The 24,367-nt window shown below is 70.5% G+C and carries 20 protein-coding genes; 10 read left to right on the top strand and 10 right to left on the bottom strand.

The window, feature by feature from the left end:
* Window positions 1-38: 38 nt before the first annotated feature.
* Together ABT130_RS15240 and ABT130_RS15235 are read right to left on the bottom strand one after the other, a co-directional pair.
* Window positions 39-1,193 carry a PP2C family protein-serine/threonine phosphatase gene (locus tag ABT130_RS15240; RefSeq protein WP_350921685.1) on the bottom strand — a complete coding sequence of 385 codons (1,155 nt, stop codon included), beginning with the start codon at window positions 1,191-1,193 and terminating at the stop codon, window positions 39-41.
* Between the two features lie 157 nt (window positions 1,194-1,350).
* Window positions 1,351-2,283, bottom strand: coding sequence for a LysR family transcriptional regulator (locus tag ABT130_RS15235; RefSeq protein WP_350955952.1), 933 nt, complete (start codon window positions 2,281-2,283; stop codon window positions 1,351-1,353).
* Between the two features lie 198 nt (window positions 2,284-2,481).
* Here ABT130_RS15235 and ABT130_RS15230 point away from each other — a divergent pair, with 198 nt between their 5' ends.
* The 3 genes from ABT130_RS15230 to ABT130_RS15220 are packed head-to-tail and all read left to right on the top strand — an operon-like array spanning window position 2,482 to window position 6,020.
* The gene (locus ABT130_RS15230; protein WP_350955950.1) at window positions 2,482-3,243 is read left to right on the top strand and encodes a succinate dehydrogenase cytochrome b subunit; all 762 of its coding nucleotides are present in this window, start codon (window positions 2,482-2,484) and stop codon (window positions 3,241-3,243) included.
* Between the two features lie 56 nt (window positions 3,244-3,299).
* Window positions 3,300-5,228 (top strand): fumarate reductase/succinate dehydrogenase flavoprotein subunit, encoded by a 1,929-nt coding sequence (locus ABT130_RS15225; protein ID WP_350921690.1) that lies wholly within the window; start codon window positions 3,300-3,302, stop codon window positions 5,226-5,228.
* 54 nt (window positions 5,229-5,282) lie between these two features.
* Window positions 5,283-6,020, top strand: a complete 738-nt coding sequence (locus ABT130_RS15220; RefSeq protein WP_343976320.1) for a succinate dehydrogenase/fumarate reductase iron-sulfur subunit — start codon at window positions 5,283-5,285, stop codon at window positions 6,018-6,020.
* A gap of 274 nt (window positions 6,021-6,294) precedes the next feature.
* Here ABT130_RS15220 and ABT130_RS15215 read toward each other — a convergent pair whose 3' ends face one another.
* Window positions 6,295-6,846, bottom strand: coding sequence for a Clp protease N-terminal domain-containing protein (locus ABT130_RS15215; RefSeq protein ID WP_350921692.1), 552 nt, complete (start codon window positions 6,844-6,846; stop codon window positions 6,295-6,297).
* 2 nt (window positions 6,847-6,848) lie between these two features.
* Window positions 6,849-7,082 (bottom strand): RNA polymerase subunit sigma-70, encoded by a 234-nt coding sequence (locus ABT130_RS15210; RefSeq protein WP_350921694.1) that lies wholly within the window; start codon window positions 7,080-7,082, stop codon window positions 6,849-6,851.
* A gap of 115 nt (window positions 7,083-7,197) precedes the next feature.
* Here ABT130_RS15210 and ABT130_RS15205 point away from each other — a divergent pair, with 115 nt between their 5' ends.
* Together ABT130_RS15205 and ABT130_RS15200 are read left to right on the top strand one after the other, a co-directional pair.
* Window positions 7,198-8,889: an ABC transporter ATP-binding protein gene (locus ABT130_RS15205; RefSeq protein ID WP_350955948.1), complete on the top strand. Its 1,692-nt coding sequence runs from the start codon at window positions 7,198-7,200 to the stop codon at window positions 8,887-8,889.
* On the top strand, window positions 8,886-10,631 hold the full coding sequence (locus tag ABT130_RS15200) for an ABC transporter ATP-binding protein (RefSeq protein WP_350955946.1): 1,746 nt from the start codon (window positions 8,886-8,888) through the stop codon (window positions 10,629-10,631). The genes ABT130_RS15205 and ABT130_RS15200 overlap by 4 nt, the downstream gene beginning before the upstream one ends.
* 36 nt (window positions 10,632-10,667) lie before the next feature.
* Here the strand turns inward: ABT130_RS15200 and ABT130_RS15195 are convergent, their stop codons facing one another.
* The 3 genes from ABT130_RS15195 to ABT130_RS15185 form a co-directional block, all read right to left on the bottom strand.
* The gene (locus tag ABT130_RS15195) at window positions 10,668-11,489 is read right to left on the bottom strand and encodes a L,D-transpeptidase family protein (RefSeq protein WP_350955944.1); all 822 of its coding nucleotides are present in this window, start codon (window positions 11,487-11,489) and stop codon (window positions 10,668-10,670) included.
* Window positions 11,490-11,611: 122 nt separating this feature from the next.
* Window positions 11,612-12,715, bottom strand: coding sequence for an FAD-dependent oxidoreductase (locus ABT130_RS15190; protein ID WP_350921702.1), 1,104 nt, complete (start codon window positions 12,713-12,715; stop codon window positions 11,612-11,614).
* Between the two features lie 546 nt (window positions 12,716-13,261).
* Window positions 13,262-15,322 (bottom strand): S9 family peptidase, encoded by a 2,061-nt coding sequence (locus ABT130_RS15185; protein ID WP_350955942.1) that lies wholly within the window; start codon window positions 15,320-15,322, stop codon window positions 13,262-13,264.
* A 98-nt stretch (window positions 15,323-15,420) separates the two neighbouring features.
* On the opposite strand from ABT130_RS15185, the gene mshB reads away from it, so the two are divergent.
* The 4 genes from mshB to ABT130_RS15165 all read left to right on the top strand — a co-directional run bounded on the left by mshB (window position 15,421) and on the right by ABT130_RS15165 (window position 18,650).
* Complete coding sequence (gene mshB, locus ABT130_RS15180) at window positions 15,421-16,326, top strand: N-acetyl-1-D-myo-inositol-2-amino-2-deoxy-alpha-D-glucopyranoside deacetylase (RefSeq protein WP_350955940.1); 906 nt, start codon at window positions 15,421-15,423, stop codon at window positions 16,324-16,326.
* 14 nt (window positions 16,327-16,340) lie between these two features.
* Window positions 16,341-16,865: a DUF6113 family protein gene (locus ABT130_RS15175; RefSeq protein WP_350955938.1), complete on the top strand. Its 525-nt coding sequence runs from the start codon at window positions 16,341-16,343 to the stop codon at window positions 16,863-16,865.
* A gap of 82 nt (window positions 16,866-16,947) precedes the next feature.
* A complete protein-coding gene (locus tag ABT130_RS15170) occupies window positions 16,948-17,373 on the top strand; it encodes a hypothetical protein (RefSeq protein ID WP_350921711.1) in 426 nt (141 codons plus the stop codon).
* Window positions 17,374-17,441: 68 nt separating this feature from the next.
* Window positions 17,442-18,650 (top strand): MBL fold metallo-hydrolase, encoded by a 1,209-nt coding sequence (locus ABT130_RS15165; RefSeq protein ID WP_350955936.1) that lies wholly within the window; start codon window positions 17,442-17,444, stop codon window positions 18,648-18,650.
* A gap of 57 nt (window positions 18,651-18,707) precedes the next feature.
* On the opposite strand, the gene ABT130_RS15160 is transcribed toward ABT130_RS15165, so the two are convergent.
* Window positions 18,708-21,242 carry a penicillin acylase family protein gene (locus ABT130_RS15160; protein WP_350955981.1) on the bottom strand — a complete coding sequence of 845 codons (2,535 nt, stop codon included), beginning with the start codon at window positions 21,240-21,242 and terminating at the stop codon, window positions 18,708-18,710.
* Window positions 21,243-21,350: 108 nt separating this feature from the next.
* Here ABT130_RS15160 and rraA point away from each other — a divergent pair, with 108 nt between their 5' ends.
* Complete coding sequence (gene rraA / locus ABT130_RS15155) at window positions 21,351-21,830, top strand: ribonuclease E activity regulator RraA (protein ID WP_350955934.1); 480 nt, start codon at window positions 21,351-21,353, stop codon at window positions 21,828-21,830.
* Between the two features lie 102 nt (window positions 21,831-21,932).
* Here the strand turns inward: rraA and ABT130_RS15150 are convergent, their stop codons facing one another.
* Together ABT130_RS15150 and cysS are read right to left on the bottom strand one after the other, a co-directional pair.
* Window positions 21,933-22,844, bottom strand: coding sequence for an aldose 1-epimerase family protein (locus tag ABT130_RS15150; RefSeq protein WP_350955933.1), 912 nt, complete (start codon window positions 22,842-22,844; stop codon window positions 21,933-21,935).
* A 135-nt stretch (window positions 22,845-22,979) separates the two neighbouring features.
* Entirely contained in the window at window positions 22,980-24,359 is a 1,380-nt protein-coding gene (gene cysS, locus ABT130_RS15145) for a cysteine--tRNA ligase (RefSeq protein WP_350955932.1), read from the bottom strand.
* Window positions 24,360-24,367 lie beyond the last annotated feature (8 nt).

The raw sequence follows: 24,367 nt of genomic DNA, 5'->3' as shown, positions 1-24,367 counted from the left end.
CAGGGGCTTGGGACTGGTGCCGCGATCCGAGCGCTCGGTCATCGTTTCCCGTTCCGGGAGATGAGCACGGTCGCCAGGTCGTCGCTGAGCGCGTCGCGGTTCAGCTCGATGACGCGCTCGATGAGGCGGTCGAGTTCGATCCCGCCCTGCTCCTGGACGAGCCTGAGCAGGCCCTCGGTGCCGAGCAGGTCGGGTCCGCCGCCCACGGTGGCCTCGATCAGCCCGTCGGTGTAGAGCAGCAGCGACCAGTCGTCGCCGAGCGCGACGTCGATCTCCGACCAGTGCACGTCCTGGAAGATGCCCAGTGGCGGTCCCGAGGGGGTGCCCGGCACCACGCCGATCGCGCCGTCGCGGATCAGCAGCGGCGGCGGGTGGCCGACCACGTGCATCCGCGCGTGGCTGAGCGCGGGGTCGATGGTGGCGATGCACAGGGTGGTGAAGATCTCCGCGGACTTGCGTTCCAGGCGGAGCACCGACTCCAGCGTGCCGAGCAGTTCGTTGCCGGTGTGCCCGGCCAGGACCAGGGTCCGCCAGGCGATCCTGAGCGCGACCCCCAGCGCGGCCTCGTCGGGACCGTGCCCGCACACGTCGCCGACCACCACGTGGACGGCGCCGTCGGGGCTCTGCACGGTGTCCCAGAAGTCACCGGCGAGCAGGGCGCGCCTGCGTCCTGGCAGGTAGCGGGCGTGGTGTTCCAGAACCTCCGTGGTCAGCAGCGGGACCGGGAGGAGCCCGCGTTCGAGGCGGGAGTTCTCCTTGGTGAGCAGTTCGGCCTCGACCAGCCTGCGCTGGGCCAGGTCGGCGCGCTTGCGCTCCATCGCGTAGCGGATCGCCCGCGCCAGCAGGCGACCCTCCACGTCCTGCTTGACCAGGAAGTCCTGGGCGCCCGCGGCGACCGCCTCCACGCCGACGTGGGCGTCGTTCAGGCCGGTCAGCACGAGCACGGCGGCATGCGGCGCCATCGAGAGCACCTGCTCCAATGCCTCCAGGCCGGCCGCGTCGGGCAGGGAGAGGTCGACGAGCACGCACTGCACGTCGGAGGTCAGCCGGACCCTGCTCTCGGCCAGGCTCCGCACCCAGATGATCTTCGGTGGGTTGTCCGCCTCGCCGAGCAACTCCTCCACGAGAAAGGCGTCGCCCGCGTCATCCTCGATCAGAAGAAGCGTGAGCGTTTCGTTGGCGGGGGCGGTCACTGACGCCTCTTCGTGAGCTCGGGAGAACCTGTCGACGCTACGTAGAATAGTGCGACACGTCAGGTACCGGGGCGCCGATGCGGGGTGATTCACCGCCCGCCGGACACCGGGGGAGGCACCGAGCGGCACGGGGGCCCGACGGTGTCCTCGCCGGGAGTCAACCCTGGATGATCAGGTCCAGTCCCTGGGGGAGGGTGCCCTCGTGGGCGGCCTCGGCGAGGAAGAGGAGCAGGGTCGCGCGGAAGGCCTGGGCCGCGCGGGTGGGCTCGACGTCCTTGCGGTGCGCGATGGCGATGGTGCGGCGCAGCCCGGGAGGAGCCAGGGGCGTCCCGGAAAGTCCCGGGCGGCCGTCCAGGACCATCGAGGGCACCAGCGCGACCCCCAGCCCGGCCTCCACGAAGCGCAGCACGGCGTCCATCTCGCCGCCCTCCACCGCGAACCTGGGCTCGAACCCGGCCTGCCGGCAGGCGTTGAGCGTGGCCTCCCGCAGGTCGTATCCGCGCCTGAACATCACCATCGGCCGGCGGCGCAACTCCTCGATGCGCACGTACGACCTGCGGGCGCGAGTGGTCGAGGGAGAGGCGACGACGAGGTTCTCCCGCAGCACCTCCTCGGTGACGAGGGCGGGGTCGTCGCTGTGCAGCGGCATGATGATCAGCGCCAGGTCGAGCTGGCCCCGGGCGAGGGTGCGGACCAGGTCGCGGGAGCCGCCCTCCTCCACGAACAGCTCGATGCCGGGGTAGGTGTGGTGGAACCTGGCCAGCGCGTCGGCGAGCAGCCCCGCGCAGAGCGAGGGCGTGGCGCCCAGCCGGACCCGGCCGCGGCGCAGCCCGGCCAGCTCGCCGACCTCGCTCCTGGCGGTCTCGGCGTCGGCCAGCATGCGGCGGGCCAGCGGTAGCAACGCCTCGCCCGCGGGGGTCAGCGTGACGTTTCCCCGGGCACGACTGAACAGCGGCGCGCCGAGCTCGGCCTCCAGGGCCTTGATCTGCTTGCTCAGCGAGGGCTGGGCTACGCGCATCCGCTCGGCGGCCTGGGTGAAGTGCCGAGCCTCGGCGACCGCCACGAAATAGGCGAGTTGCTGGAGCTGCACGTTTCCCTAGCGTACGGACCCTCCGACCGCGGATTCGGGGCGGGTGGTGGTGGGAGAGACAATGTGAGATTGCTCGCACCACGCGGCGAGACGCGACACTGGAAGCAGCGGGGACGCAGAGGTAATAGCCGCAGGCTATGGAAACCACATCCGCGATGACTTGGACTTGGATAAATCCCCTTACCTAGCGTCACATAGGTGACTGCCACGATTGAGCGCGGATCCGCCACCGCGTCTGTGAAACCCCCCGCGGACACCGCGAAGACCGCGAAGCCCGGGCGAAAAGGCGGCTTCCTGGGCTCCTCCAACGGCAAGAAGGCCGTGATGGCCATCACGGGCGCCGTGATGGTGCTCTTCCTCGTCGGCCACATGGCCGGAAACCTCAAGAGCTTCGCCGGTGCCGAGTCGTTCAACTCCTACGCGGCCTTCCTGCGGACCATGGGCGAGCCGATCTTCCCGCACCGGGTCCTGCTGACCGTCGTCGAGGTCGTGATGGTCGTCGCGGTCGCCCTGCACATGTGGTCGGCGATCTCCCTGGCCCGGCGGGCGAGCAAGGCCCGCCCGGTCAAGTACGCGGCCAGGCGCAAGTCCAGGGCGAACGGCTACGCGGTCCACACCATGCGCTACGGCGGCGTCGTCATCGTGCTGTTCGTGATCTACCACCTGCTGGACCTGACGTTCGGCGCGGTCAACCCGGCCGGTGGCGGCGCCACCCCCTACGACCGCCTGGTCGAGGGCTTCGCGCCGTCGCGCTGGTGGGTCACCCTGTTCTACGTGCTCGCCCTCGTCATGGTCGGCCTGCACCTGCGCCACGGCCTGTGGAGCGCCTTCCAGACGCTCGGCCTGGCGAGCAGCCGCAGCTACCGCCCGCTGAAGGCCGTCGCCGCGGGCCTGTCGGCGCTGCTGGTCATCGGCTTCCTCGCGGTCCCGGTGGCGGTCGCGATCGGAGTGATCAAGTGAGCAAGAGCTCGAACCCGGCGGGTCTTCCGCACGGAGAACAAGGGGTGAGGACCGCGATGAGCACGGGGTACACCGAAGGTGAGCCGATCCGTGACACCAAGGCCCCCGACGGCCCGATCGAGGACCGCTGGGAGAAGCGCAAGTTCTCCGCGAAGCTGGTCAACCCGGCCAACAAGCGCAAGCTCCACGTCATCGTCGTGGGCACCGGGCTGGCGGGCGGCTCGGCCGCCGCGACCCTCGGCGAGCTCGGCTACAACGTCACCTCGTTCTGCTACCAGGACACGCCCCGCCGCGCGCACTCCATCGCGGCACAGGGCGGTATCAACGCGGCCAAGAACTACCGCGGCGACGGCGACTCGATCTACCGGCTCTTCTACGACACGGTCAAGGGCGGTGACTTCCGCGCCCGCGAGTCCAACGTCTACCGGCTCGCCCAGGTCAGTGTGAACATCATCGACCAGGCCGTGGCCCAGGGCGTGCCGTTCGCCCGCGAGTACGGCGGTCTGCTCGACACCCGCTCCTTCGGCGGCGCGCAGGTCTCCCGTACCTTCTACGCCCGAGGCCAGACGGGTCAGCAGCTCCTGCTCGGCGCGTACCAGGCGCTGGAGCGCCAGATCGCGGCCGGCACCGTCAAGATGCACACCCGGCACGAGATGCTCGACCTGATCGTCTCCGACGGCCGGGCACGCGGCGTCATCGTCCGTGACATGGTCACCGGCGAGATCGAGCGGCACGTCGCCGACGCGGTGGTGCTGGCCAGCGGCGGGTACGGCAACGTGTTCTTCCTGTCGACGAACGCCAAGGGCTGCAACACCACGGCGATCTGGCGGGCACACCGGCGTGGCGCGATGTTCGCCAACCCCTGCTACACCCAGATCCACCCGACCTGCATCCCGGTCAGTGGCGACCACCAGTCGAAGCTGACCCTGATGTCGGAGTCGCTGCGCAACGACGGCCGCGTGTGGGTGCCGCTGAAGGCGGGCGACGCCCGTCCGGCCTCGGCGATCCCCGAGGAGGAGCGCGACTACTACCTGGAGCGGATCTACCCGGCGTTCGGCAACCTGGTCCCGCGTGACATCGCCTCCCGCGCGGCCAAGAACGTCTGCGACGAGGGCCGCGGTGTCGGCCCCGGCGGCCTGGGCGTCTACCTCGACTTCGCCGACGCGATCCGCCGTCTGGGCCGCGACGCGGTGGAGAAGAAGTACGGCAACCTCTTCGAGATGTACGAGCGCATCACCGGCGAGGACCCGTACGCCCAGCCGATGCGCATCTACCCCGCCGTCCACTACACGATGGGCGGCCTGTGGGTGGACTACGACCTGCAGTCCACGATCCCCGGCCTGTTCGTGATCGGCGAGGCCAACTTCTCCGACCACGGCGCCAACCGTCTCGGCGCGTCCGCGCTGATGCAGGGCCTGTCCGACGGCTACTTCGTGCTGCCGACCACGATCGGCGACTACCTCGCGAACGGCCCCTACGGTGAGGTCGACGAGGACGACGTGGCCGAGGCCGAGGCCGAGGTGCGCCAGAAGATCGACAAGCTGCTGACGAACAACGGCAACCGCACCGCGGACTCCTACCACCGTGAACTCGGCAAGATCATGTGGGAGTACTGCGGCATGGAGCGCACCGAGGAGTCGCTCCGCAAGGCGCTGGAGCGGATCCCCGAGCTGCGCGAGGAGTTCTGGCGGAACGTGAAGGTGTCCGGCGAGGCCGACGAGCTGAACCAGGCACTGGAACGGGCCGGACGGGTCGGGGACTTCTTCGACCTGGCCGAGCTGATGTGCATCGACGCGCTGCACCGCACCGAGTCGTGCGGCGGCCACTTCCGCGCCGAGTCGCAGGACGCCGACGGCGAGGCCCTGCGCGACGACGAGAACTTCTCCTATGTCGCGGCCTGGGAGTACGGCGAGCAGGGCCCGATCCTGCACAAGGAAGACCTCGACTACGAGTACGTCAAGATGAGCCAGCGGAGCTACAAGTGAGCGCATCCGACGCAGTCCGCGCGGCGAATGAGGAGAGGTAAGCGAACCATGAGTATGAACCTCACTCTCAAGGTCTGGCGTCAGAAGGGCCCCAAGGACGAGGGCCGGATGGTCAACTACCGGGTCGAGGACGTGTCACCGGACATGTCCTTCCTGGAGATGCTCGACGTCCTCAACGAGCGGCTCATCCTGGAGGGCGACGACCCGATCGCCTTCGACCACGACTGCCGCGAGGGCATCTGCGGCATGTGCGGCATGGTCATCAACGGCGTCGCGCACGGTGAGCAGGTGGCCACCACCACCTGTCAGCTGCACATGCGTCACTTCGAGGACAACGCGGTCATCACCATCGAGCCGTGGCGCGCCGCGCCCTTCCCGGTGGTGAAGGACCTGGTCGTGGACCGCTCGGCGTTCGACCGGATCATCCAGGCGGGTGGCTTCATCTCCGTCCCGGCCGGTTCGGCCCCCGACGCGCACAGCGTCCCGGTGAAGAAGGTCGACGCCGACGCGGCGTTCGACGCGGCCACCTGCATCGGCTGCGGCGCCTGTGTCGCCGCCTGCCCGAACGGCTCGGCCTCGCTCTTCACCGCGGCCAAGATCACCCACCTGAGCCTGCTGCCGCAGGGCCAGCCCGAGCGCGACTCCCGTGCCGTCGCGATGGTCGAGCAGATGGACGCCGAGGGCTTCGGTGGCTGCACCAACACCGGTGAGTGCACGGCGGTCTGCCCCAAGGGCATCCCGCTGGACACCATCGCCCAGATGAACCACGACTACCTGCGGGCCGCCAAGTAGACCAAGTGGTCGCCGGGCATCCGGTCCCGTCCCCCGGGGCCGGATGTCCCGATCGATCGTCCGGGCCTTCCCGGGTTCACCGAGCCGTACATCCGGAGTGATGTACGGCTCGCGCCGTCCCGGCGTGATCCATCCGGCCGGTGATGGGCTGATGACCGTTCGGCCGAGAGCGCGTTCTGCCGCCTCCTGACGCGCTCAGGGGGGTGACGGTTCCGATGCCGGGCGACGACACCGGGGATTCGACCGCCCGAGGACTCCGGCCGGTTCCTTCGGATCAGTGCCGGTCCGGCCGGCCGAGGTGGCGGGCGATCTCGTGGCGGACGTCGTCGGCGGTGAGGCCCGCCTGGGTGATGACCCGCATCCCGGGCCCCGTGCCCGCGCGGACCAGGCCGAGCAGGATGTGCTCGGTGCCGATGCGTTTGTCCTTCAGCCGCAGGGCCTCCCGCAGTGACAGCTCCAGGGTCTTCTTGGCGCCGGGGGTGAAGGGAACGTGGCCCCGGGGTGCCTTGCGGTCGCGGGGGCGATCCAGGGCGCCGGGCCCGAAGGCGGCCTCGACCTTCTCCCGGATCGCGTCGAGGTCGATGCCGATGGTCTCCAGGGCCTCCGCGTCGAGCTCGCCGGCACGGGGAGTGCGGCCGACCGCCTCGTCGGCCCGCTCGTGGGTGAGGCCCAGGCCGGTCAGCACCTGGGCGCCGACGCTGTCGCCCTGGCGTAGCAGGCCGAGCAGCAGGTGCTCGGTGCCGATGTGGCCGTGCCGCAGGCGCCGCGCCTCCTCCTGGGCGAGGACCGTCACCTGCCGGGCATTGTCGGTGAACCTTTCGAACATGGTCAGTCCCTCCGTCTCAGCAGCCCTCTGCCGCCCGCGTACTTCTTGTGCACCGCCTGCCGGCTCACTTCCAGACAGTGCGCGATCTCCTGCCAGGACCAGCCCTGGTCCCTGGCGTTCTCCACCTGGAGGGCCTCCAGCCGGTCGACCAGCGTCCGCAGTGCCCGTACGGCCCGCAGGCCGACGGCCGGATCGCGGCTACCGGCGTCGGATGCCAGCTGCGCCGTATCACTCATGCCTGTCAATTTAGGTTGACGAGGTCCATTTGTCAACTCTGATTGACGGCGACACGCCGGGGAGGCCGAAAATCGTTTGCCGGGCCAGGTCGGAGTTTGTGACCCTTGTTGTGAGATGCGCTCCTTACCAGCCGCCGACCCCGGCCTTCCCGATGCCCGCAGCCCGATCCGTTACCTGTTGTGGGTGGCCCGCATGCAGCGAGGCCCACTGCTCCTCGGCATCGGCTACGCCATCCTGTGGTGGCTGGCGATGGCGCTCGTACCCGCCGCGATGGGCAACGGCATCGACGCGATCACGGCCAAGGACCTGCCGGCCCTGGTCACCTGGGGTGCCGTGGTGTTCGCCCTGGGAATCACCCAGGCCGTCATGGGCGTCCTGCGGCACCGGATGGCCGTCTACAACTGGCTGAGTGCCGCCTACCGGACCGTCCAGGTCACCGTCAGGCAGTCGACCCGGCTGGGCGCGACCCTGCCCAAACGCATGTCCACCGGCGAGGTGGTCAGCGTCGGCAACTCCGACATCGCCCACATCGGTAACGCGATGGACATCCTGCTCCGCGGCAGCGGCGCCGTCGTCGCCATCGCCGTCGTGACCGTCATCCTGATCGACGCCTCGCCGCAACTGGGACTGATGGTGCTGGTCGGCCTGCCCCTCGTGGCGGTCGCCGTCGCGCCCCTGCTCAAGCCGCTGCACCGCCGCCAGAACGACCACCGCGACCTGCAGGGCGACCTCGCCACCCGCGCCGCCGACATCGTCACGGGCCTGCGGGTGCTCCGCGGCATCGGCGGTGAGCGGGTCTTCGCCGACCGCTACGGCGCCGAGTCGCAGCGAGTGCGCCACGCCGGTGTGCGGGTGGCCTCCGTCGAGTCGATGCTGGAGGGCGCGCAGGTCCTGCTGCCCGGATTGCTGATCGCCGGGGTGACCTGGCTCGGCGCGACCTTCGCGATGCGCGGCGAGATCACCGCCGGCCAGCTCGTCGCCTTCTACGGCTACGCGGTCTTCCTGATCGCCCCGGTGCGCACCCTCACCGAGGCGGCCGACAAGCTGACCAAGGGGCACGTCGCCGCCCGCAGGGTGGTGCGCATCCTGGCGCTGAAGCCCGAGGTGGAGGGCGGCACCGGCCGCTCGGAGGGTGGCCTGCTGCGCGACGTGACCTCCGGGGTCGCGGTGCGCCCCGGCATGCTCACCGCCATCGCGGCGGCCGTCCCCGAGGAGGCCGTGACCATCGCCGACCGGCTCGGCCGCTACAGCGACGGCGACGTCGACTTCGGCGACGTGGCGCTCGACGCCCTGCCGATCTCCGAGGTCCGCCGCCGCGTCCTCGTCGCCGACAACGAGGCCCAGCTGTTCGCCGGGGTGCTCAGGGACGAACTGGACGTCACCGGCCGCGCCTCCGACGAGGAGATCACCCGGGCGTTGCAGGCCGCGTGCGCCGTCGACATCGTCGAGGCGCTGCCCGGTGGTCTGGAGGGGCGCGTCGCCGAGGCCGGCCGGGAGTTCTCCGGCGGCCAGCAGCAGCGGCTCAGGCTCGCCAGGGCGCTGACCCTCGACCCGGAGGTGCTCATCCTCATCGAGCCCACCAGCGCGGTCGACGCGCACAGCGAGGCCCGCATCGCCGACCGGCTGGCCAAGGCCCGCGCGGGCAAGACCACGCTGGTCTGCACGACCAGCCCGCTGGTGCTCGACCGCACCGACCACGTCATCTACGTCGAGGGAGGCGTCGTGCGCGCCGAGGGCACGCATCGGGAGCTGCTGGCCACCCACCCGGGCTACACCGCCGTCGTGACCCGGGGTGAGGAGTCATGAGCAGGCAGATCCTGCCCGTCGCCGACACCGCGCAGGTTCGGGCGTACGCCCGCAGGCTCACCCTGAAATATCCCGGAGGGCTCATTGTGGCGCTGGGCCTGCACGGCCTGGCCGCCGTCGCCGGCCTGGCGGTGCCGTGGCTGCTCGGCGGCCTCGTCCAGGGCGTCCAGGACGGCACCGGGATCGACGTCACCGCGGTGTCGCTGGCCATCGGCGGCTTCCTGGTCGCCCAGGCGGTGCTGGTCAGGTTCGCCGTCTACGCCTCGGCCAGGCTCGGTGAGAAGGTTCTCGCCGAACTGCGCGAGGAGTTCGTCGGGCGGGTGCTCGGCCTGCCGCTGTCCGTCGTCGAGCGGGCCGGATCCGGCGACCTGATCTCGCGGACCTCGCGTGACGTCGACTCGCTGTCGCGCACCGTACGGCACGCCGTGCCCGAGACGATGATCGCGCTGGTCACCTGCCTGATCACCGTCGGCGCGCTGGTACTGGTCGGGCCGCTGCTCGCGCTGCCCTCGCTGCTGGCCGTCCCCATCCTGTGGATCTCCACCCGCTGGTATCTCAACCGGGCCAGGGACGGTTACCTGCGCGAGAGCGCCGCGTACGCCGACATGACCGACGGGCTGGCCGAGACGGTCGGCGGCGCCCGCGCGGTGGAGGCCCTGGGCCTGCAGGAGCGGCGGCACCGTCGCACCGACACCGACATCGCCCGATCGTGGGCGGCCGAGCGCTACACGCTGGGGCTGCGCACCGTCTGGTTTCCCTCGGTCGAGCTCGGCTACGTGATCCCGATCGTGGCGACGCTGGTCATCGGCGGTCTGTTCTACGTCCAGGGCTGGGTCTCGCTGGCCCAGGTCACCGCGGCCACGCTCTACGTCCAGCAGCTCATCGACCCGCTCGACCGGCTGCTGATGTGGATCGACGAGCTCCAGGTCGGCGGCGCCTCCATGGCCCGGCTGCTCGGCGTCGCCGAGGTGCCCGACGACCGCGAGGCCACCTCCGCCGCTCCCGAGGGCAGTGCGCTGGCGGCCGACGACGTCCGCTACGCCTACCGCGAGGGCCACGACGTGCTGCACGGCATCGACCTGCTGGTCGAGCCGGGCGAGCGGCTGGCCATGGTCGGCCCGTCGGGGGCGGGCAAGTCCACGCTGGGCCGCCTGTTCGCCGGCATCCACGGCCCCCGCACCGGCTCGGTGACCGTGGGCGGCGTCCCCCTGGTCGAGCTATCCCTGAACGACCTGCGCGGCCAGGTCGCCCTGGTGACCCAGGAGCACCACGTCTTCCGGGGCACGGTGCGCGACAACGTGCTGATCGCCAGGCCCGACGCCGACGACGCGCGGGTCCGCGAGGTGCTGGAGGCCGTGGACGCCTGGGACTGGGTCGAGGCCCTGCCCGAGGGGCTCGACACGGCGGTCGGCTCCGGCGGCGAGCACGTTCCCCCCGCCCAGGCCCAGCAACTGGCCCTGGCCCGGCTGGTGCTGGCCGATCCGCACACCCTGGTCCTCGATGAGGCCACCTCGCTGATCGACCCCCGCGCGGCCCGCCGCCTGGAACGCTCGCTGGCCGCCGTCCTCGACGGCCGTACGGTGATCGCCATCGCCCACCGCCTCTACACGGCCCACGACGCCGACCGCGTCGCGGTCGTGGAGGACGGCCGCATCAGCGAGCTCGGCTCCCACGAGGAACTGGTCGCCGCGGGAGGCTCCTACGCGGCCCTGTGGCGCAGCTGGCACGGCACCTCCAACTGACGAGTGCCGAGGGCCGTCCCGGCCGCGCCGCGAGGGTCAGTCTCGGAGGGCCTTCGGCCGGGCCGCGTCCTGTTTCGGAGGCTCAGGAGGGGCCGGGCGGCGGACGTGGACCGGCGTTCCGGTCGGGATCATGTCGAACAGGGGCTTGGCGTTGTGCAGCGGGACCCGGATGCAGCCGTGGGACGCGGGGTGCAGCGGGACCCTCTCCGAGCCGTGGAAGCCGATGGCCCCGTTGAAGTAGATGGTGTAGAACTGGTCGCCCAGTGGTCCGTGGGTCCATCCGGTGGTCCGCCACCAGGAGCGGAAGTCTCCGACGGGCGTGACGGCGACCCCGCAGTGGCCGTTCTTGCAGTAGTGCTTGTCGTTACCGGTCGAGATATGGGTGACCAGGGCCGGCTTGCCGTCCCGCCAGGCGGTGAGCAGCTGGCGACGCAGGTCGATCTCCACCCTGGTGGGCTCTCCCCAGGGCACCAGCGGTCTGAGACGCGCGGGGTGGGAGAGGGCCTTCCAGGTCGGCGGGTCGATCTCGTCGACGGCGGGCAGTCCGTTGGCCTTCTGGAAGGCCCATACGGCCGCGCGTAGCGCGGGGCTGTACTCCTGGCCGGGAGATCCCGGGTTGAACCCCAGCCGGTCGAGACGTTTTTTGACCTCCTGGACCTGGGGTCCCCGGTCACCGGGGCGAAGGACGGGAAAACGCGACAGTGAGGTGTGCTCGGAACGGGGTGGGTGGTCATCGGCGACGGCGGGTTCGGAGCGTCTCGGTGACGCGACGCCGGTGTTCGCGATGCCGAACGGCAGGCACGAGGTGAGCGCGAGGGCCGTGTTCGCGATCAGGAGGCACTTGACGATTCTCTGCATTTCAGTGAGCCTTTTTGGTCTGTCGTCGCGACCGGGCAGGGTGATATGCGGTGATGGAGGCACCGGGCCACCTCACCGTGTTCATGCCGTCTCGCGTCGACTCCGGGAAGAAAAGAGAATGCTCAGCAGGAGTAGGAGTACGTGCGGTCCTCCACGGCCGCGCGCACCAGGCCGACGGCCTCCTGGGCGCAGCCCCAGGAAAAGCTGAATCCGGCCCCGCCGTGTGCGAAGTTGTAGATGATCCGCCCTTCCTCGTCCCATTCGAGGCAGACGTTTTCCTTCCGGAACGGCCGCAGTCCGGCCCGTACCGGCTCATCGGGATCCAGCTCGAAACCTCGCAGCGCAGGCATGAAGGCCAGGCAGCGCTCGTACATGTCCCGCACCGGAGCGTGGTTCTCCAGGTTGATTCCGGTGTCCCACTCGTCCTTTTCCGCCAGCCCGCCGAGAACAAGGATCCGCGGACTGCGCGGCACGATGAAGACGATGTCCTGCTCGCCGTTGTTCGCCTCGTCGTGGGAGACGCAGTGGGCCTCGTCGATCCCGTCGTTGCGGACCCGCACCAGCGCACCGCGGAGTGGATACATGCTGACACCGCGGAGCTCGGCGGTGCCGAGCCCCGCGCAGCAGACGATCACCTCGGCGTCGAACCGGTCGAGGAGCTCGGCCTTCCTCTCGGTCAGCGTCCCCTCGATCCGATGCCGTCTGACCCGCACCCCGTGCGTTTTGACCTGCCGCATCAGCCACAGCATGTACCGGTCTGTGTCGATCATGGGCGCCAGGTGGGAGTAGGCGTCAACCACGCCGTAGCCGGGGCTGATGCCGTTCCGCTCGGCGAGCGATCGGTCGCGGACGAAGCCGCGCACCTTCCCCGCGAGCTCCCGCATCTTGTGGAGATCGTGGGGATTCTCCTCGACGGGGTGCTTGAAATAGAAGTTGGACCTCCGCATGGCCACCCCGGGAACTCCGGACCGGGCCAGCTCCTCGAATATCCGGTACGAGGTGACGCACCAGCTCTTGGAGCGGGCGAGCGAGACCTGGTCGTGGTGGTAACCGCAGACCGCGGGCGGCCACTCCCACAGCGCGCCCGCGACGACCGAGACGATGTCGGGTGCGAACCTGTCCGCGATGACGGTGACCCGGAATCCCTCCCTGGCCAGACACAGCGCGGTCGTCAACCCGCTCACACCGGCTCCGACGACAAGTACCTTCTCTGAATTCGCGCGCACCTGGGAACGCCTTCTTTCTGGATCCGTCCAGCTCGATCAATTTTCGGCGTGGCCGACCGAGGAAGGCCGTCACGACGAGCGCTGAAACTTCTCCAGGGTAAATCGAGGCACCGGTGAACCCCGGAATGGCGGCGAATCCGGGATGGGGGACGGGTGGCCACCGGCGAATGGGAAAAAAGTACCGAACGGGGAAAAGCCATACGCGTCCCAAATCCCGCGATGACGAGCGTTTGGCGGCGTGCCGGATTTTCATCGCCAATCCATGGATCGGCCCGGGAGAATGACGGCGTATTCTTGGCCGTTTCCCGGCGGGCACGGTGGGCCGATCGGGGGCATGGCGGGCTGGATTGCCTACGTTGCCCTGGGGACTCGCCTATATATCCTCGGTGGGACTGTTGGGGGTAGCTGGCCGGTCGAGTCGTACTTGTTCCAGAACGTGGCGACCGGAGGAATTCAGCCGCGCGCCCGATGGTGGACGCCGTGCAGGTGAGCGGTTCTGTGCCGCACCGGCACGGCGTCATACCCTCTGACGGGAATGGCCCCGGCTCAGACCAGGGCCTTCTTGAGGAAGTCGACCTGGAGCAGGAGCAGGTTCTCCGCCACGACCTCCTGCGGGGTCATGTGGGTGACCCCGGACAGCGGCAGCACGTTGTGCGGGCGACCGGCGGCCAGCAGAGCCGAGGAGAGGCGGAGGGTGTGGGCGGCGACCACGTTGTCGTCGGCCAGGCCGTGGATCAGCAGGAGGGGGCGGTCCAGCTTCTCGGCGTCGGCGAACAGGGACGAGGAGTCGTAGTGCCCCTCGTCGGGCCGGCCGAGGTAGCGCTCGGTGTAGCAGGTGTCGTACAGGCGCCAGTCGGTCACCGGGGCTCCCGCGACGGCCGCGTGGAACACGTCGGGGCGGCGGAGCACGGCCAGGGCGGCCAGGTAGCCGCCGAAGGACCAGCCACGGATGCCGACCCGCGTCAGGTCCAGGTCGTCGGGGAACCGCGCGGCGGCGCCGTGCAGGGCGTCGATCTGGTCCTCCAGGACCGGGGTGGCCAGGTCGTGCAGGACGGCCCGCTCGAACTCGGGGCCCCGCCCCGGGGTGCCGCGGCCGTCGGCCACGACCACCGCGAAACCCTGGTCGGCGAACCACTGGCTGGTCAGGTGCGCCCCGGCCGCGGCCAGGACGCGCTGGGCGTGCGGTCCGCCGTACGGGTCCATGAGGACCGGCAGTCTCGCAGAGCCCGGCACGTGACCGGAGGGCAGCAGCACCGCGGTGGCCAGGTCGCGCTCGCCCGCCCTGATCAGGGAGACCCGCAGGTCCAGGCCGGGGCGCTCGGCGTACGAGGTGATGTGGCCGCGGGGCGTGCCGTTGTGCAGGACGCGGGTGACGGAGCCCTCGCTTTCGAGGGTCTGACCGGTGATCACGAGGGTGCCGCCCGCGGTGTGGCCGCTGTAGACGCCGCCCTCGGTCGGGCTGACGAGTGTGATCTGACCCCTTCGGTACGCCCATACCGCGATCTCGGTGGGTTCCCCGCTCGCCCGGAAGAGCACGGTCTCGCCGTCGATGTCGAGGATCTCGCGGACCTGGAGGGTGGGCGGCGTGACGGGGTCGTCGCCGACGATCAGGCGGTGGCCGCCCTCGGAGGTGGCGGCCCAGACCAGGCTGCCGTCGGCCAGGTGGCCGGGCACGCCGGTGACGACGTCGACCCAGGCGGGGTCGGTGTCCTCGCGCACCAGGGTGGAGGTGCCGGTGGCCGGGTCGACGGCGAGCAGCCGCATGGTCCGCTGGTCGCGCGTCATGGTGACGATCGACAGGCCGTGGGCGTCCCAGGCGGCGTTGACCAGGTACTCGTCGTCGAAGGGCACGGGGACGCGGGCCCCGGTGAGGGTCAGCACGAAGAGTTCGACCCCGGCGTTGGCGGTTCCCGCGGAGGGATAGCGCTGCTCGGCGGCGGGCCGGGCCGGGTTGGCCGGGTCGGAGATGTGCCACCGCTGGACCGGCGACTCGTCGGCCCGCTCGACCAGGATCGCGTCCCCCGACGGGGACCACCAGTAGCCCCGCATGCGGTCCATCTCCTCGGAGGCGATGAACTCGGCCAGGCCGTAGGTCACCTCCGGGGCCTCGGGGCGGGCCAGCGCGTGGTCGACCTCGTCCGCCAGGTCCTGGATGTGGAAGGCGCCGCCGGTCACGTAGCCGACGTGTTCTCCGGTGGGGGACATCCGAGGGTCGATCACCGGTCCGGGGGTCTTCAGGTTCCTTATGTACCCGGTCTTCAGGTCGACGACGTAGAGGCCACCGGAGAGCGCGAACGCGGCGGTGGTCACCGTGGCGTCGGTGCTGTATCCGACGATGCCGCCGGCCTGCTCCCTGCTCCGCTCACGGCGCGCCCGCTCCTCGGGGGGCAGGTTCTCGTCGTCCGCGGCCAGCGCGCGCGGGTCGACGACGAGCCGTTCCGCGCCGCTGAGGACGTCGTACTCCCACAGGCAGGTCACCGGGTCGGAGCCGCCTCTGGTCCGTAGGAAGACGACGCGATCACCGCCCGGAGCGATCGTGAAACCGCGGGGCACTCCGAGGGTGAATCGGCGGGTTCTGGCGTGCAGGCGAGGAAAGCTCTCACTCATACGAGCCATCTTGCCAGTTCCGCATCGGCTGTCCTGTTTTCCAGAAGTGGTGAATTCGGAGGTTCTGGGCGATCCCTGGCATCGATACCCTCGAACCTATGACTGACCGGCGCCTGATGCTCGTGCATGCCCATCCGGACGACGAGACGATCGGCAGCGGGGCCACCATGGCCAGGTACGCGGCCCAGGGCGCGCACGTCACGCTGGTGACCTGCACCCTGGGGGAGGAGGGCGAGGTCATCCCGCCTGAACTGGCCCACCTGACCGCCGATCGCGACGACACCCTGGGAGAGCACCGCGTCTCCGAGCTCGCCGCGGCCTGCGCCGCGCTCGGCGTCACCGACCACCGGTTCCTGGGCGGCCGGGGCCGCTGGCGCGACTCCGGCATGATGGGCGTCGTCTCCAACCACGCCGCGAACGCCTTCTGGCAGGCCGATCTGGACGAGGCGGCGGGCGAGCTCGTCAGGATCATCCGCGAGGTGCGGCCCCAGGTGCTCGTCACCTACGACGAGAACGGCTTCTACGGCCATCCCGACCACATCCAGGCCCACCGGGTCACCTGGCGGGCCTTCGAGCTGGCGGCGGACCCGGCGTTCGGCGAGGGCGACCTGTGGCGCGTCTCGAAGTTCTACCACACCGCCATGCCCAGGTCGGTGATGATCAGGGGCGAGGAGGCGATGCGTGAGAACGGCGTCCCCTTCCTGGTCGAGCCGGTCGCCGACCTGCCGTTCGGCTGCGCGGACGATGACGTCACCACCGAGATCGACGCCCGCGCCCACCTCGAACGGAAGATCGACGCGATGCGGGCGCACGCCACCCAGATCAGCGTGAGCCCGCCCTGGTTCGCCCTGTCCAACGACGTCGGCCAGGAGTTGCTCGGGATCGAGCACTTCATTCTCCGCTCCGGCGCGCGGGGTCCCGCGGGGCCGGGAGCGCCGATCGAGGTGGGAGGTCTCGGCGAGCCTTATGGCCGCGAGGACGACCTCTTCGCCGGGATCGGTTAGCCTCGATGTTTGTGATGGAGCAGGTCCCCGCGACACGCGAACCCTCGGAGACGGTTGTCACCGTGGCGGTCAACGCGGTGCTCGTCATGCTCGGGCTGCTGATGGGCGTCCTCGGTGGGTTCGAGCACTCCTGGTACATCAGGCCCGTCCCGGTCTCCGCCCTCGTCTGCGTCGCCCTGCTGTTCGCGATCACCTACGGAGCGGGCCGGATGACCCGTGGCAAGGCGGCGGCCCTGTCGTTCGCGATGGGCTGGGCGCTGATCACCATGATCTGGATCAGCGGACGGCCGGAGGGCGACCTGGTCATCGCCAACGACCTGTCCGGCTACGTCTACCTCTACGGGGGCCTCGCGGCGGTCGCGGTGGGGGTCATGCTCGCGCCACCGGCCGCGGAGGGCGGCTCGTGGCTGCTCACCCAGCACGGGTACGGTCCTCGCCCGCAGCCCTCACCCGCCCCGCCGGGCCCGCAGGCCCCACCCGGTCAGGGGCCGCCGGGCCCGCAGCCCCCGCCGGGCCCTCAGGTCCCGCCCGGCAGCTGAGGCTCGCCCGGCCGGGTTCTGCCCGGATTTCGCGTGGTGGAGGCCGCTACCGCGAGCCGTCCGGATGACGCACAATCCCGGTATGCGGCGGTTACATCGGGTACGGCGGACTGTTAACCACATCAACCTGTCCACGCCCCTGGGGCTGCTACTGGCGCGCCTCGGGCGGGCCAGGGTGGCCGCCGGGCCCGACGGGCTGATCCTGGCGTACGGCTACCGCTTCCGGTTCCCGATCGCCTCGGCGTTCACCGTGGGCAACGTGGTGCTGACCAAGCACGAGGAGGGCTTCCTCACCGGAGCCCTGCTCAGGCACGAGGACCGGCACGCCTCCCAGTACATGTTCTGCGTGGGCCTGCCGATGCTCCCGCTCTACGTCGTGGCGGTGGCGGTCTCCATGCTGATCTGCGGCGACCACGCCTCGTGGAACCTCTTCGAGCGGCTGGCGAACCTGGAGGACGGCAACTACGCCCGCAGATCCCCGTGGTGGTTTCGTACTAAATCCTCTTAAAAGGGAATGGATCTCTCTGTGGGGGGATCAACAGGGGGTGAGCTGACGATGACAGAAGGGGACCGCCCATGTCGCAGACGTCCCACCCCGAAGCCGCCGCCACAGAACTCACAGGCCCTGTCGAAGAGCCGCCCCGCCGTTCCGGGTGGTCGGCCCGGTTCGCCACGCGGCCGGCGCGCGCGCTGAGACAGCTGGGCCGGGCCCCCAAACGAATGGCCGTGGCCGAGGCGGCGGCCGGCTCCGCCACGCTCCCGGAAGCCCCCACCCGGCCGGAGCCGCCCGTACGACCGGAGCCACGACCGGAGCCACGACCGGCGCGTCCGCCGGGCCGCCCGGCACCCGCGCCCCGGCGGTCGTGGCCGGGCGGCTTCAGGGACCGGCTGACCTCGCCGGTCCCGACCTTCCAGGAACTGCTGGCGATCATGTGGCACGGCAGGCTCCGCCCAGGGGTCGGGGACGCGGACCGCATCCCGGTCCACCGGGACGGGCTTCCCCGCCCGACGGGGACCGACGCGGTCCTCACCTGGGTGGGCCACGCGACGTACGTGGTGCAGATCGGCGGGCTGACCATCCTCACCGACCCGGTCTGGGCCAGGAAGATCCCCGGCACCCGGCCCCGCCTGACCCCGCCCGGCGTCGCGTGGGCGGACCTGCCCCGGATCGACGCCGTGGTGATCAGCCACAACCACTACGACCACCTGGACGCGCCGACCGTGCGGCGGCTGCCGCGGAGCACGCCGGTCCTCGTCCCGGCCGGGCTCAGGTCCTGGTTCACCAGACGCGGGTTTCGCCACGTCATCGAGCTCGACTGGTGGGAGAGCGGCTGGGTGGGCGGTGTCCGCTTCGACTTCGTACCCGCCCACCACTGGAGCCGCCGCACGGTCTGGGACACCTGCAGGACCCTCTGGGGCGGCTGGGTGATCGCCTCCGACGACCAGACGATCTACTTCGCCGGGGACACCGGTTACGGCGAGCGCTTCGCCCAGATCGGGGCGCGCTACCCGGGCGGCATCGACCTGGCCCTGATGCCGGTGGGCGCGTTCGAGCCCCGCTGGTTCATGAAGGCCGCGCACGTCGACCCCGCGCAGGCCGTACGGGCCTGCCAGGACGTCGGGGCGCGCCGGATGGCGACCATGCACTGGGGCACGTTCGTACTGTCGGGAGAGTCGCTCCTCGCGCCGGTGGAGGAGGCCAGAGCGGCCTGGGCGGAGGCCGGGCGGGACCGCGCCGACCTGTGGGACCTCGCCGTCGGCGAGTCCCGCGTGCTGACCACCTGACCACCTGCGACTCGGCGTCCCGGTGGGCGGGCGCCTCCCGGCGCCCGCCTCGGATCATCAGGGGCTGAGCGTCAGGACGTTGGTGGCCGCCTTCTTGACGGACTCCTCGCGGGCGAGCATGGGGATGGTCTTCCCGCTCGCCCAGAGCGGCGCCTGGTCCCAGTAGTTGTCGTGGAACGCGTGGCCGGAGGCACCGGTCAGGTTGATCCACTGGGATTCGTCCAGGTTCCCCAGGTCGACCACCATCCGCATGGACGGCAGCCAGCCCACCGTGTAGTCGGACTGGACGTCCCAGCCGGCGGCGTTGACCGCGTCGTCGCTGCCGGCCACCGGGAACGGGCCCCGGTTGAACAGCCACTCGATCGGGCCGATCCCCGAGGTTCCGAAGGTCTGGTGGACGAGCTTCAGCGAGTGCAGGTCTCCCCAGCGCCAGTCCTTGACGTCCGGGCCGAGCCGGGCGTTCAGCTCGTCGTAGGCCAGGGCCATCGCCCGTCGCAGCATGTCGTCCCGGGTCTCGGTACGCGGGGTGCCGCTGTCGTCCCAGAACGCGTCGTTCGGCTTGTCGAGCATGACCCGGACGACCTCGAACCAGCGGTCGCCGCCGCCGGGCCAGGCTCCCTCGGGCAGGTCGTCGTTGAAGGTCTCGATGAGCAGGTGCCGCCAGACGGCGTTGAAGTACATCGCGGGGGCCGAGTCCGCACCCTGCGAGCGGTCCCACTTCCGCAGCAGCTCGCGAGCGTCCTCGGTGGGCCCGGCGATCTTGACGTCCAGCAGCCTGGGCACCAGGAGGTCGGCGAAGCCGTTGTCGGTGTCCTGTTGCAGCGCGCTCATCGCCGCCACGTCCACCTTGTCGCCCTTCACCGCGTCGCGGAGGCGGTCCAGGATGCGCTGGGAGCGGTATCCGTACGCCCAGTCCTTGGTGAGGTTGTACGGGTAGCGGGTGGGGTCGATGACCGCGTTGTTGGCGGTCACGATGTAGCCCTCCGGCGGGTTGTAGAGGCTGGGCAGCTCGTTGAAGGGGATCGTCGACTGCCAGGCGTACTCGCCGGTCCAGCCCGGCACCGGCCAGGTGCCGTCGCCGCGGCTCCGCACCGGGATCCGCCCGGGGGCCTGGTACCCGATGTTGCCCGCGGTGTCGGCGTAGATCAGGTTCTGTGCGGGCACCTCGAACTTGCTCGCCGCCGCCCGGAACTGCTGCCAGTCCTGCGCGGTGTTCAGCTCGAAGATCGCGTCAGCGGTCCTGCCCGGCTCCAGGGCCGTCCACTTGAGCGCGACCGCGTCGGCCTTCTCCTCGAAGACCGCGTCCATGCCGGGCAGCGTGTCCTTCGTGCTCTGCAGGACGTCGGAGATGATCGGCCCGTGCATGGTGTCGCGCACCTTGAGCTGTACGTCGGCGCCTCCGGCCACCTTGATCGTCTCAGTCCTGGTGGTCAGCGGCTTCCAGTCGCCCATGAACAGGTACGAATCATCCTTGATCCGCTCCAGGTAGAGGTCGGCGACGTCCGGGCCGAGGTTGGTGAAGCCCCAGGAGATCCTGTCGTTGTGGCCGATGATCACGCCGGGCACGCCGGAGAAGCTGAACCCGGTGAGGTCGAACGGGCACTCGGGACCCTTGGCGCGGCAGTGCAGCCCGGTCTGGTACCAGACCGAGGGCATGCCCGCGGACAGGTGGGGGTCGTTGGAGAGCAGGGGTTTGCCCGACTTGGTGTGCTTGCCGCCGACCACCCACGAGTTCGAGCCGATGCCGCTGCCGCCCGCCGGGTCGCCCATCAGGCTCGGCACCGCGCGGATGGCCGCCGCCGCCCGGATCAGCGCCCCGGTGGCCGGTGTCCCCGGCGGCTCCGTGACGCTCTTCTTCGGCTCCTCGTCCTGGTCGAACCCGCGTTCGCCGACCGAGCCCTGGGTGACGATCGGCTGGTGGGTGTCGTAGGGGTAGGAGGGCCAGAGCTGCTCCACCCGCCCGCGGGGCAGCTTGCTCGCCGCGAGGGCCCGGCCGATCTCGTCGGTCAGGTTGGAGCGCAGGTCCCAGGCCATGGCCTTGAGCCAGGCCAGCGAGTCGACCGGGGTCCACGGCTCGGGGCTGTAGCCGGGGCTGGTCGCCCGCAGCAGCACGTACTCCAGGCTCCGGGCGGCGAAGCCGTCGTTCTGCTCCATCCAGGCGTTCACCCCGTCGGCGTAGACGTCCAGGTAGCGCCGGGTCTGCTCGCCGAGCAGGGGCAGCTCCTTCTCCGCCACCTTTCGCCAGCCCATGGTCCGGATGACCTTGTCCTCGGTCAGCGTCGCCGAGCCGAACATCTCCGACAGCCGGCCGGCGGTCACGTGGCGGCGGAAGTCCATCTCGAAGAAGCGGTCCTGCGCGTGCACGTAGCCCTGGGCGAGGAACAGGTCGTCGGGGGAGTCCGCGTAGATATGCGGGATACCCGTTTTATCGCGATATACGGTGACTTTCCCGGTGAGGCCGCGTACCTTGAGCTCGCCTTCGAGCTGAGGGAAGGACGCCCGTACACTCCACACGCCGGCCCCGGCGAACAGCAGACCGAGCACCACGAGGACGGAAAGTACGCGTGCCAGCCACTTGAACGGACGGGGCATCCAGGCGTACGGGCGGAACCTCACAAAAACCTCCTAGGCGACATGCTCCAGCAAGTGTGGCACCACCCCAGAGGTCCCGGCATTGTGATCATTAGCGAAGATGCGGGTATGACACTTTCCACGGCCGATCTGGTCGACGCCCACGGCGCCGCGGTCGCGAGCTGCCTGACCCAGTTCCGCTCCTACGGCCTGCGCCCCCGATTCGCGGGCCCGATCGCGACGGTCCGCTGTCTGGAGGACAACGCCCTCGTCAAGCGGGTGCTGGCCACCCCCGGTGCGGGCCGCGTGCTGGTGGTGGACGGTGCGGGCTCGCTGCGCACCGCGCTGATGGGCGACCTCATCGCCGCCTCGGCCGTCTCCTCCGGCTGGTCAGGCGTGGTCATCAACGGCGCCGTCCGCGACACCGCCGCCCTCGCCGGCCTGGACCTGGGCATCAAGGCCCTCGGATCGAACCCGGCCAAGAGCGCCAAGGAGGGCACCGGCGAGCTCGACGTCCCCGTCACCTTCGGCGAGGTCGTCTTCACCCCCGGCGCCTGGCTCTACAGCGACGAGGACGGCATCCTCGTCAGCCCCGTCGAGCTCTCCTGACGTGCCGTTCCCGGTCGCTGAGGAGTCCCGGCCCGGAGTGCCGCCCCGCGGCCAGGACCGGGAGCGACCGGGGGAGGAGGCGGTCCGGGTCCTGGCGGCAGGTCAGATCGGGCCGATTCCCCAGTGGTGGACGGCGCGGTCTCCGGGAGCGAGCCGGATGACGTCCTCACCGGTGCGGAAGGCGTTCGGCGGGCAGCTCATCGGCTCCACCGCCAGCCCCTGGCGGCGGTGCTCCTCGGGGAGGGTGTCACCGGTGTAGAGCTGGAGCCACTCGATCCCCTCACCCGCCCACAGCTGGACCCCGCGGGTCCCGTCCGCGTCGCTCAGCCGCACCCGTACCAGCCCGTCGGCGCCGCGCTCCAGGTCGGTGAACGCGGTGTCGAGCACCGTCCGGCCGATCGGGCGGGCGGTCCTGAAGTCGTACTCGGTCTCCTTGACGTCCTGGCGGCCGGTGGGGATCTTCCGGTCGTCCACCGCGAGCCACTGGCTCGCGGGAAGTTCCAGAAGCGCGTCGTCGAGGGTGCCGAGCGTCAGGTAGGGATGGGCCCCGAAGCCGTACGGCGCGTCGGTGGTGCCGACGTTCTCCGCGGCCACCTCGACCTCCAGGCCGGACGCGCCCAGCGCGTACCGGATGGACAGATCCAGGATGTGCGGATAGCCGAGCTGGGGGAAGAGCCGCAGCCCCAGCCGGATCGAGGCGTCGTCGTGGGAGAGGACACGCCAGGGGAACGACCGGGAGAAGCCGTGGATCGCGTTGCCGGTCTGCGGCTCGCTCAGCGCGAGCCGCCGCTCCTCGCCGTCGAACGTGTAGCGGCCGTCCTCGATCCTGTTCGGCCAGGGGAGCAGCGGCAACCCCGCGCCGCCGATCGGGGACAGGTCCTCGGGGAAGTCGACGACGAGCGGCCGGCCGTCCAGGGTGAGGCTCCGCAGGCCGGCCCCGACCTCGGTGATGACCGCCTGGAAACCGTCGGCCGCGATGGTGTACTGAGTCCCGGTGGGCGCGATGTTTGTCACCCGATAATTCAACACCTATGAGACAGCTCTGTGGTGGGTCGTGTCAGGGGCTGTTCCCGGCGCGGGCCGCTCCGTGGCCGTGTCAGGGACCGGGTTTCCGACACGGACCGCGCCGAGGGCCGGTCAGGGGGGATGTCAGGACCAGGTCTGGCCGTCCGGGGTGTCGACGACCTTCACGCCGAGGGCGGCCAACTCGTCGCGGAGGCGGTCGGAGGTGGCCCAGTCCTGGGCGTCGCGGGCTCGGGCGCGTTGCTCGACAAGCTCCGCGGCACCCCCGGGCAGGCTCCTCGACCTGCCGATGTCGAGGGAGAGGTCCAGGGCGAGGATCTGGTCGAGGTGCAGGAACGCCTCGAAGCGGGAGCCGGGGGCGACCGAGCCGTCGCGCTCCAGCTCGCGCAGCAGCCGGAGCGCCAGCGGGGTGTCGAGGTCGTCGTCGAAGGCCGCCTCGATCCGGGAGACCCGATCGGCGGGCATCGGGCTGCTCGGCGACTCCGACCACTCGGCCACCTGGCTTCGCCAGCGCCGCAGGGTCCTGTCGGCGGCCCGCAGGGTGTCCCAGGTGAGGTTCATCTGCTGGCGGTGGCGGTGCTCAAGCAGCGCCAGTCGCACGGCCAGCGGGTCCAGGCCCGCGTCCGCCACGTCCTTGAGCAGCACCACGTTGCCGGTGGACTTCGACATCTTGCGCCCGTCGAAGAGCAGGTGCTCGCCGTGGACCCAGTGCCGCACCACCTCGTGTCCGGCGGTGGCGTCGGACTGGGCGCGCTCGTCCTCGTGGTGCGGGAAACGCAGGTCGATCCCGCCGGTGTGCACGTCGATGCGCTCGCCGAGGAAGCGCAGCGACATGGCCGAGCACTCGATGTGCCAGCCGGGGAAGCCCCGGCCCCACGCTGTCTCCCAGGTCAGCTCCCGGTCCGAGGGCTTCCACAGCGCCCAGTCGGCGTGGAAGCGCTTGCGCGGATCGACGCCCTCGACCCGGTGGCCCGGCCTCAGCCGGTCGAGCCGGTTGCCGGAGAGCTCACCGTACGTCGGGAAGGAGGCCGCGTCGAAGAAGACCGACCCGTCGGGCACCGCGTACGCGTGCCCCTTCTCGATCAGTTTGGCGATCATCTCGATCATCAGGTCGATCGTCTCGCTGGCCCGGGGCGAGTGCTCGGGCGGCCGGATGTTCAGCGCGGCCGTGTCGGCGAGGAAGGCGTCCTCGTAGAACCGCGAGATCTCCAGGGCGCTGCGCCCCTCGGCCCTCGCCTGGGCGAGCACCTTGTCCTCGCCGGAGGGGTCGATCTCGGCGTCGTCGACCAGGTGACCGACGTCCGTGATGTTGCGGCAGACCACCACCCGGACCCGCTGCCGCTCGCTGACCCGCCTGATCAGGTCGGACAGCAGGTACGACCGGAGATTGCCCACGTGGGCCGACCTGTAGACGGTCGGTCCGCAGGTGTACATCCGCAGCGAGCGGCTCCCCTCGGGAACGATCCGCTCGACCTGGCGATTCCGCGTGTCATACAGGCGCAACATAGGCCGAG

The organism is Streptosporangium sp. NPDC001681, from assembly GCF_040298085.1.
Taxonomy (GTDB): Bacteria; Actinomycetota; Actinomycetes; order Streptosporangiales; family Streptosporangiaceae; genus Streptosporangium.
Note: the sequence above shows the minus strand (reverse complement) of the source record. Positions and strands in the feature narration are given on the sequence as shown.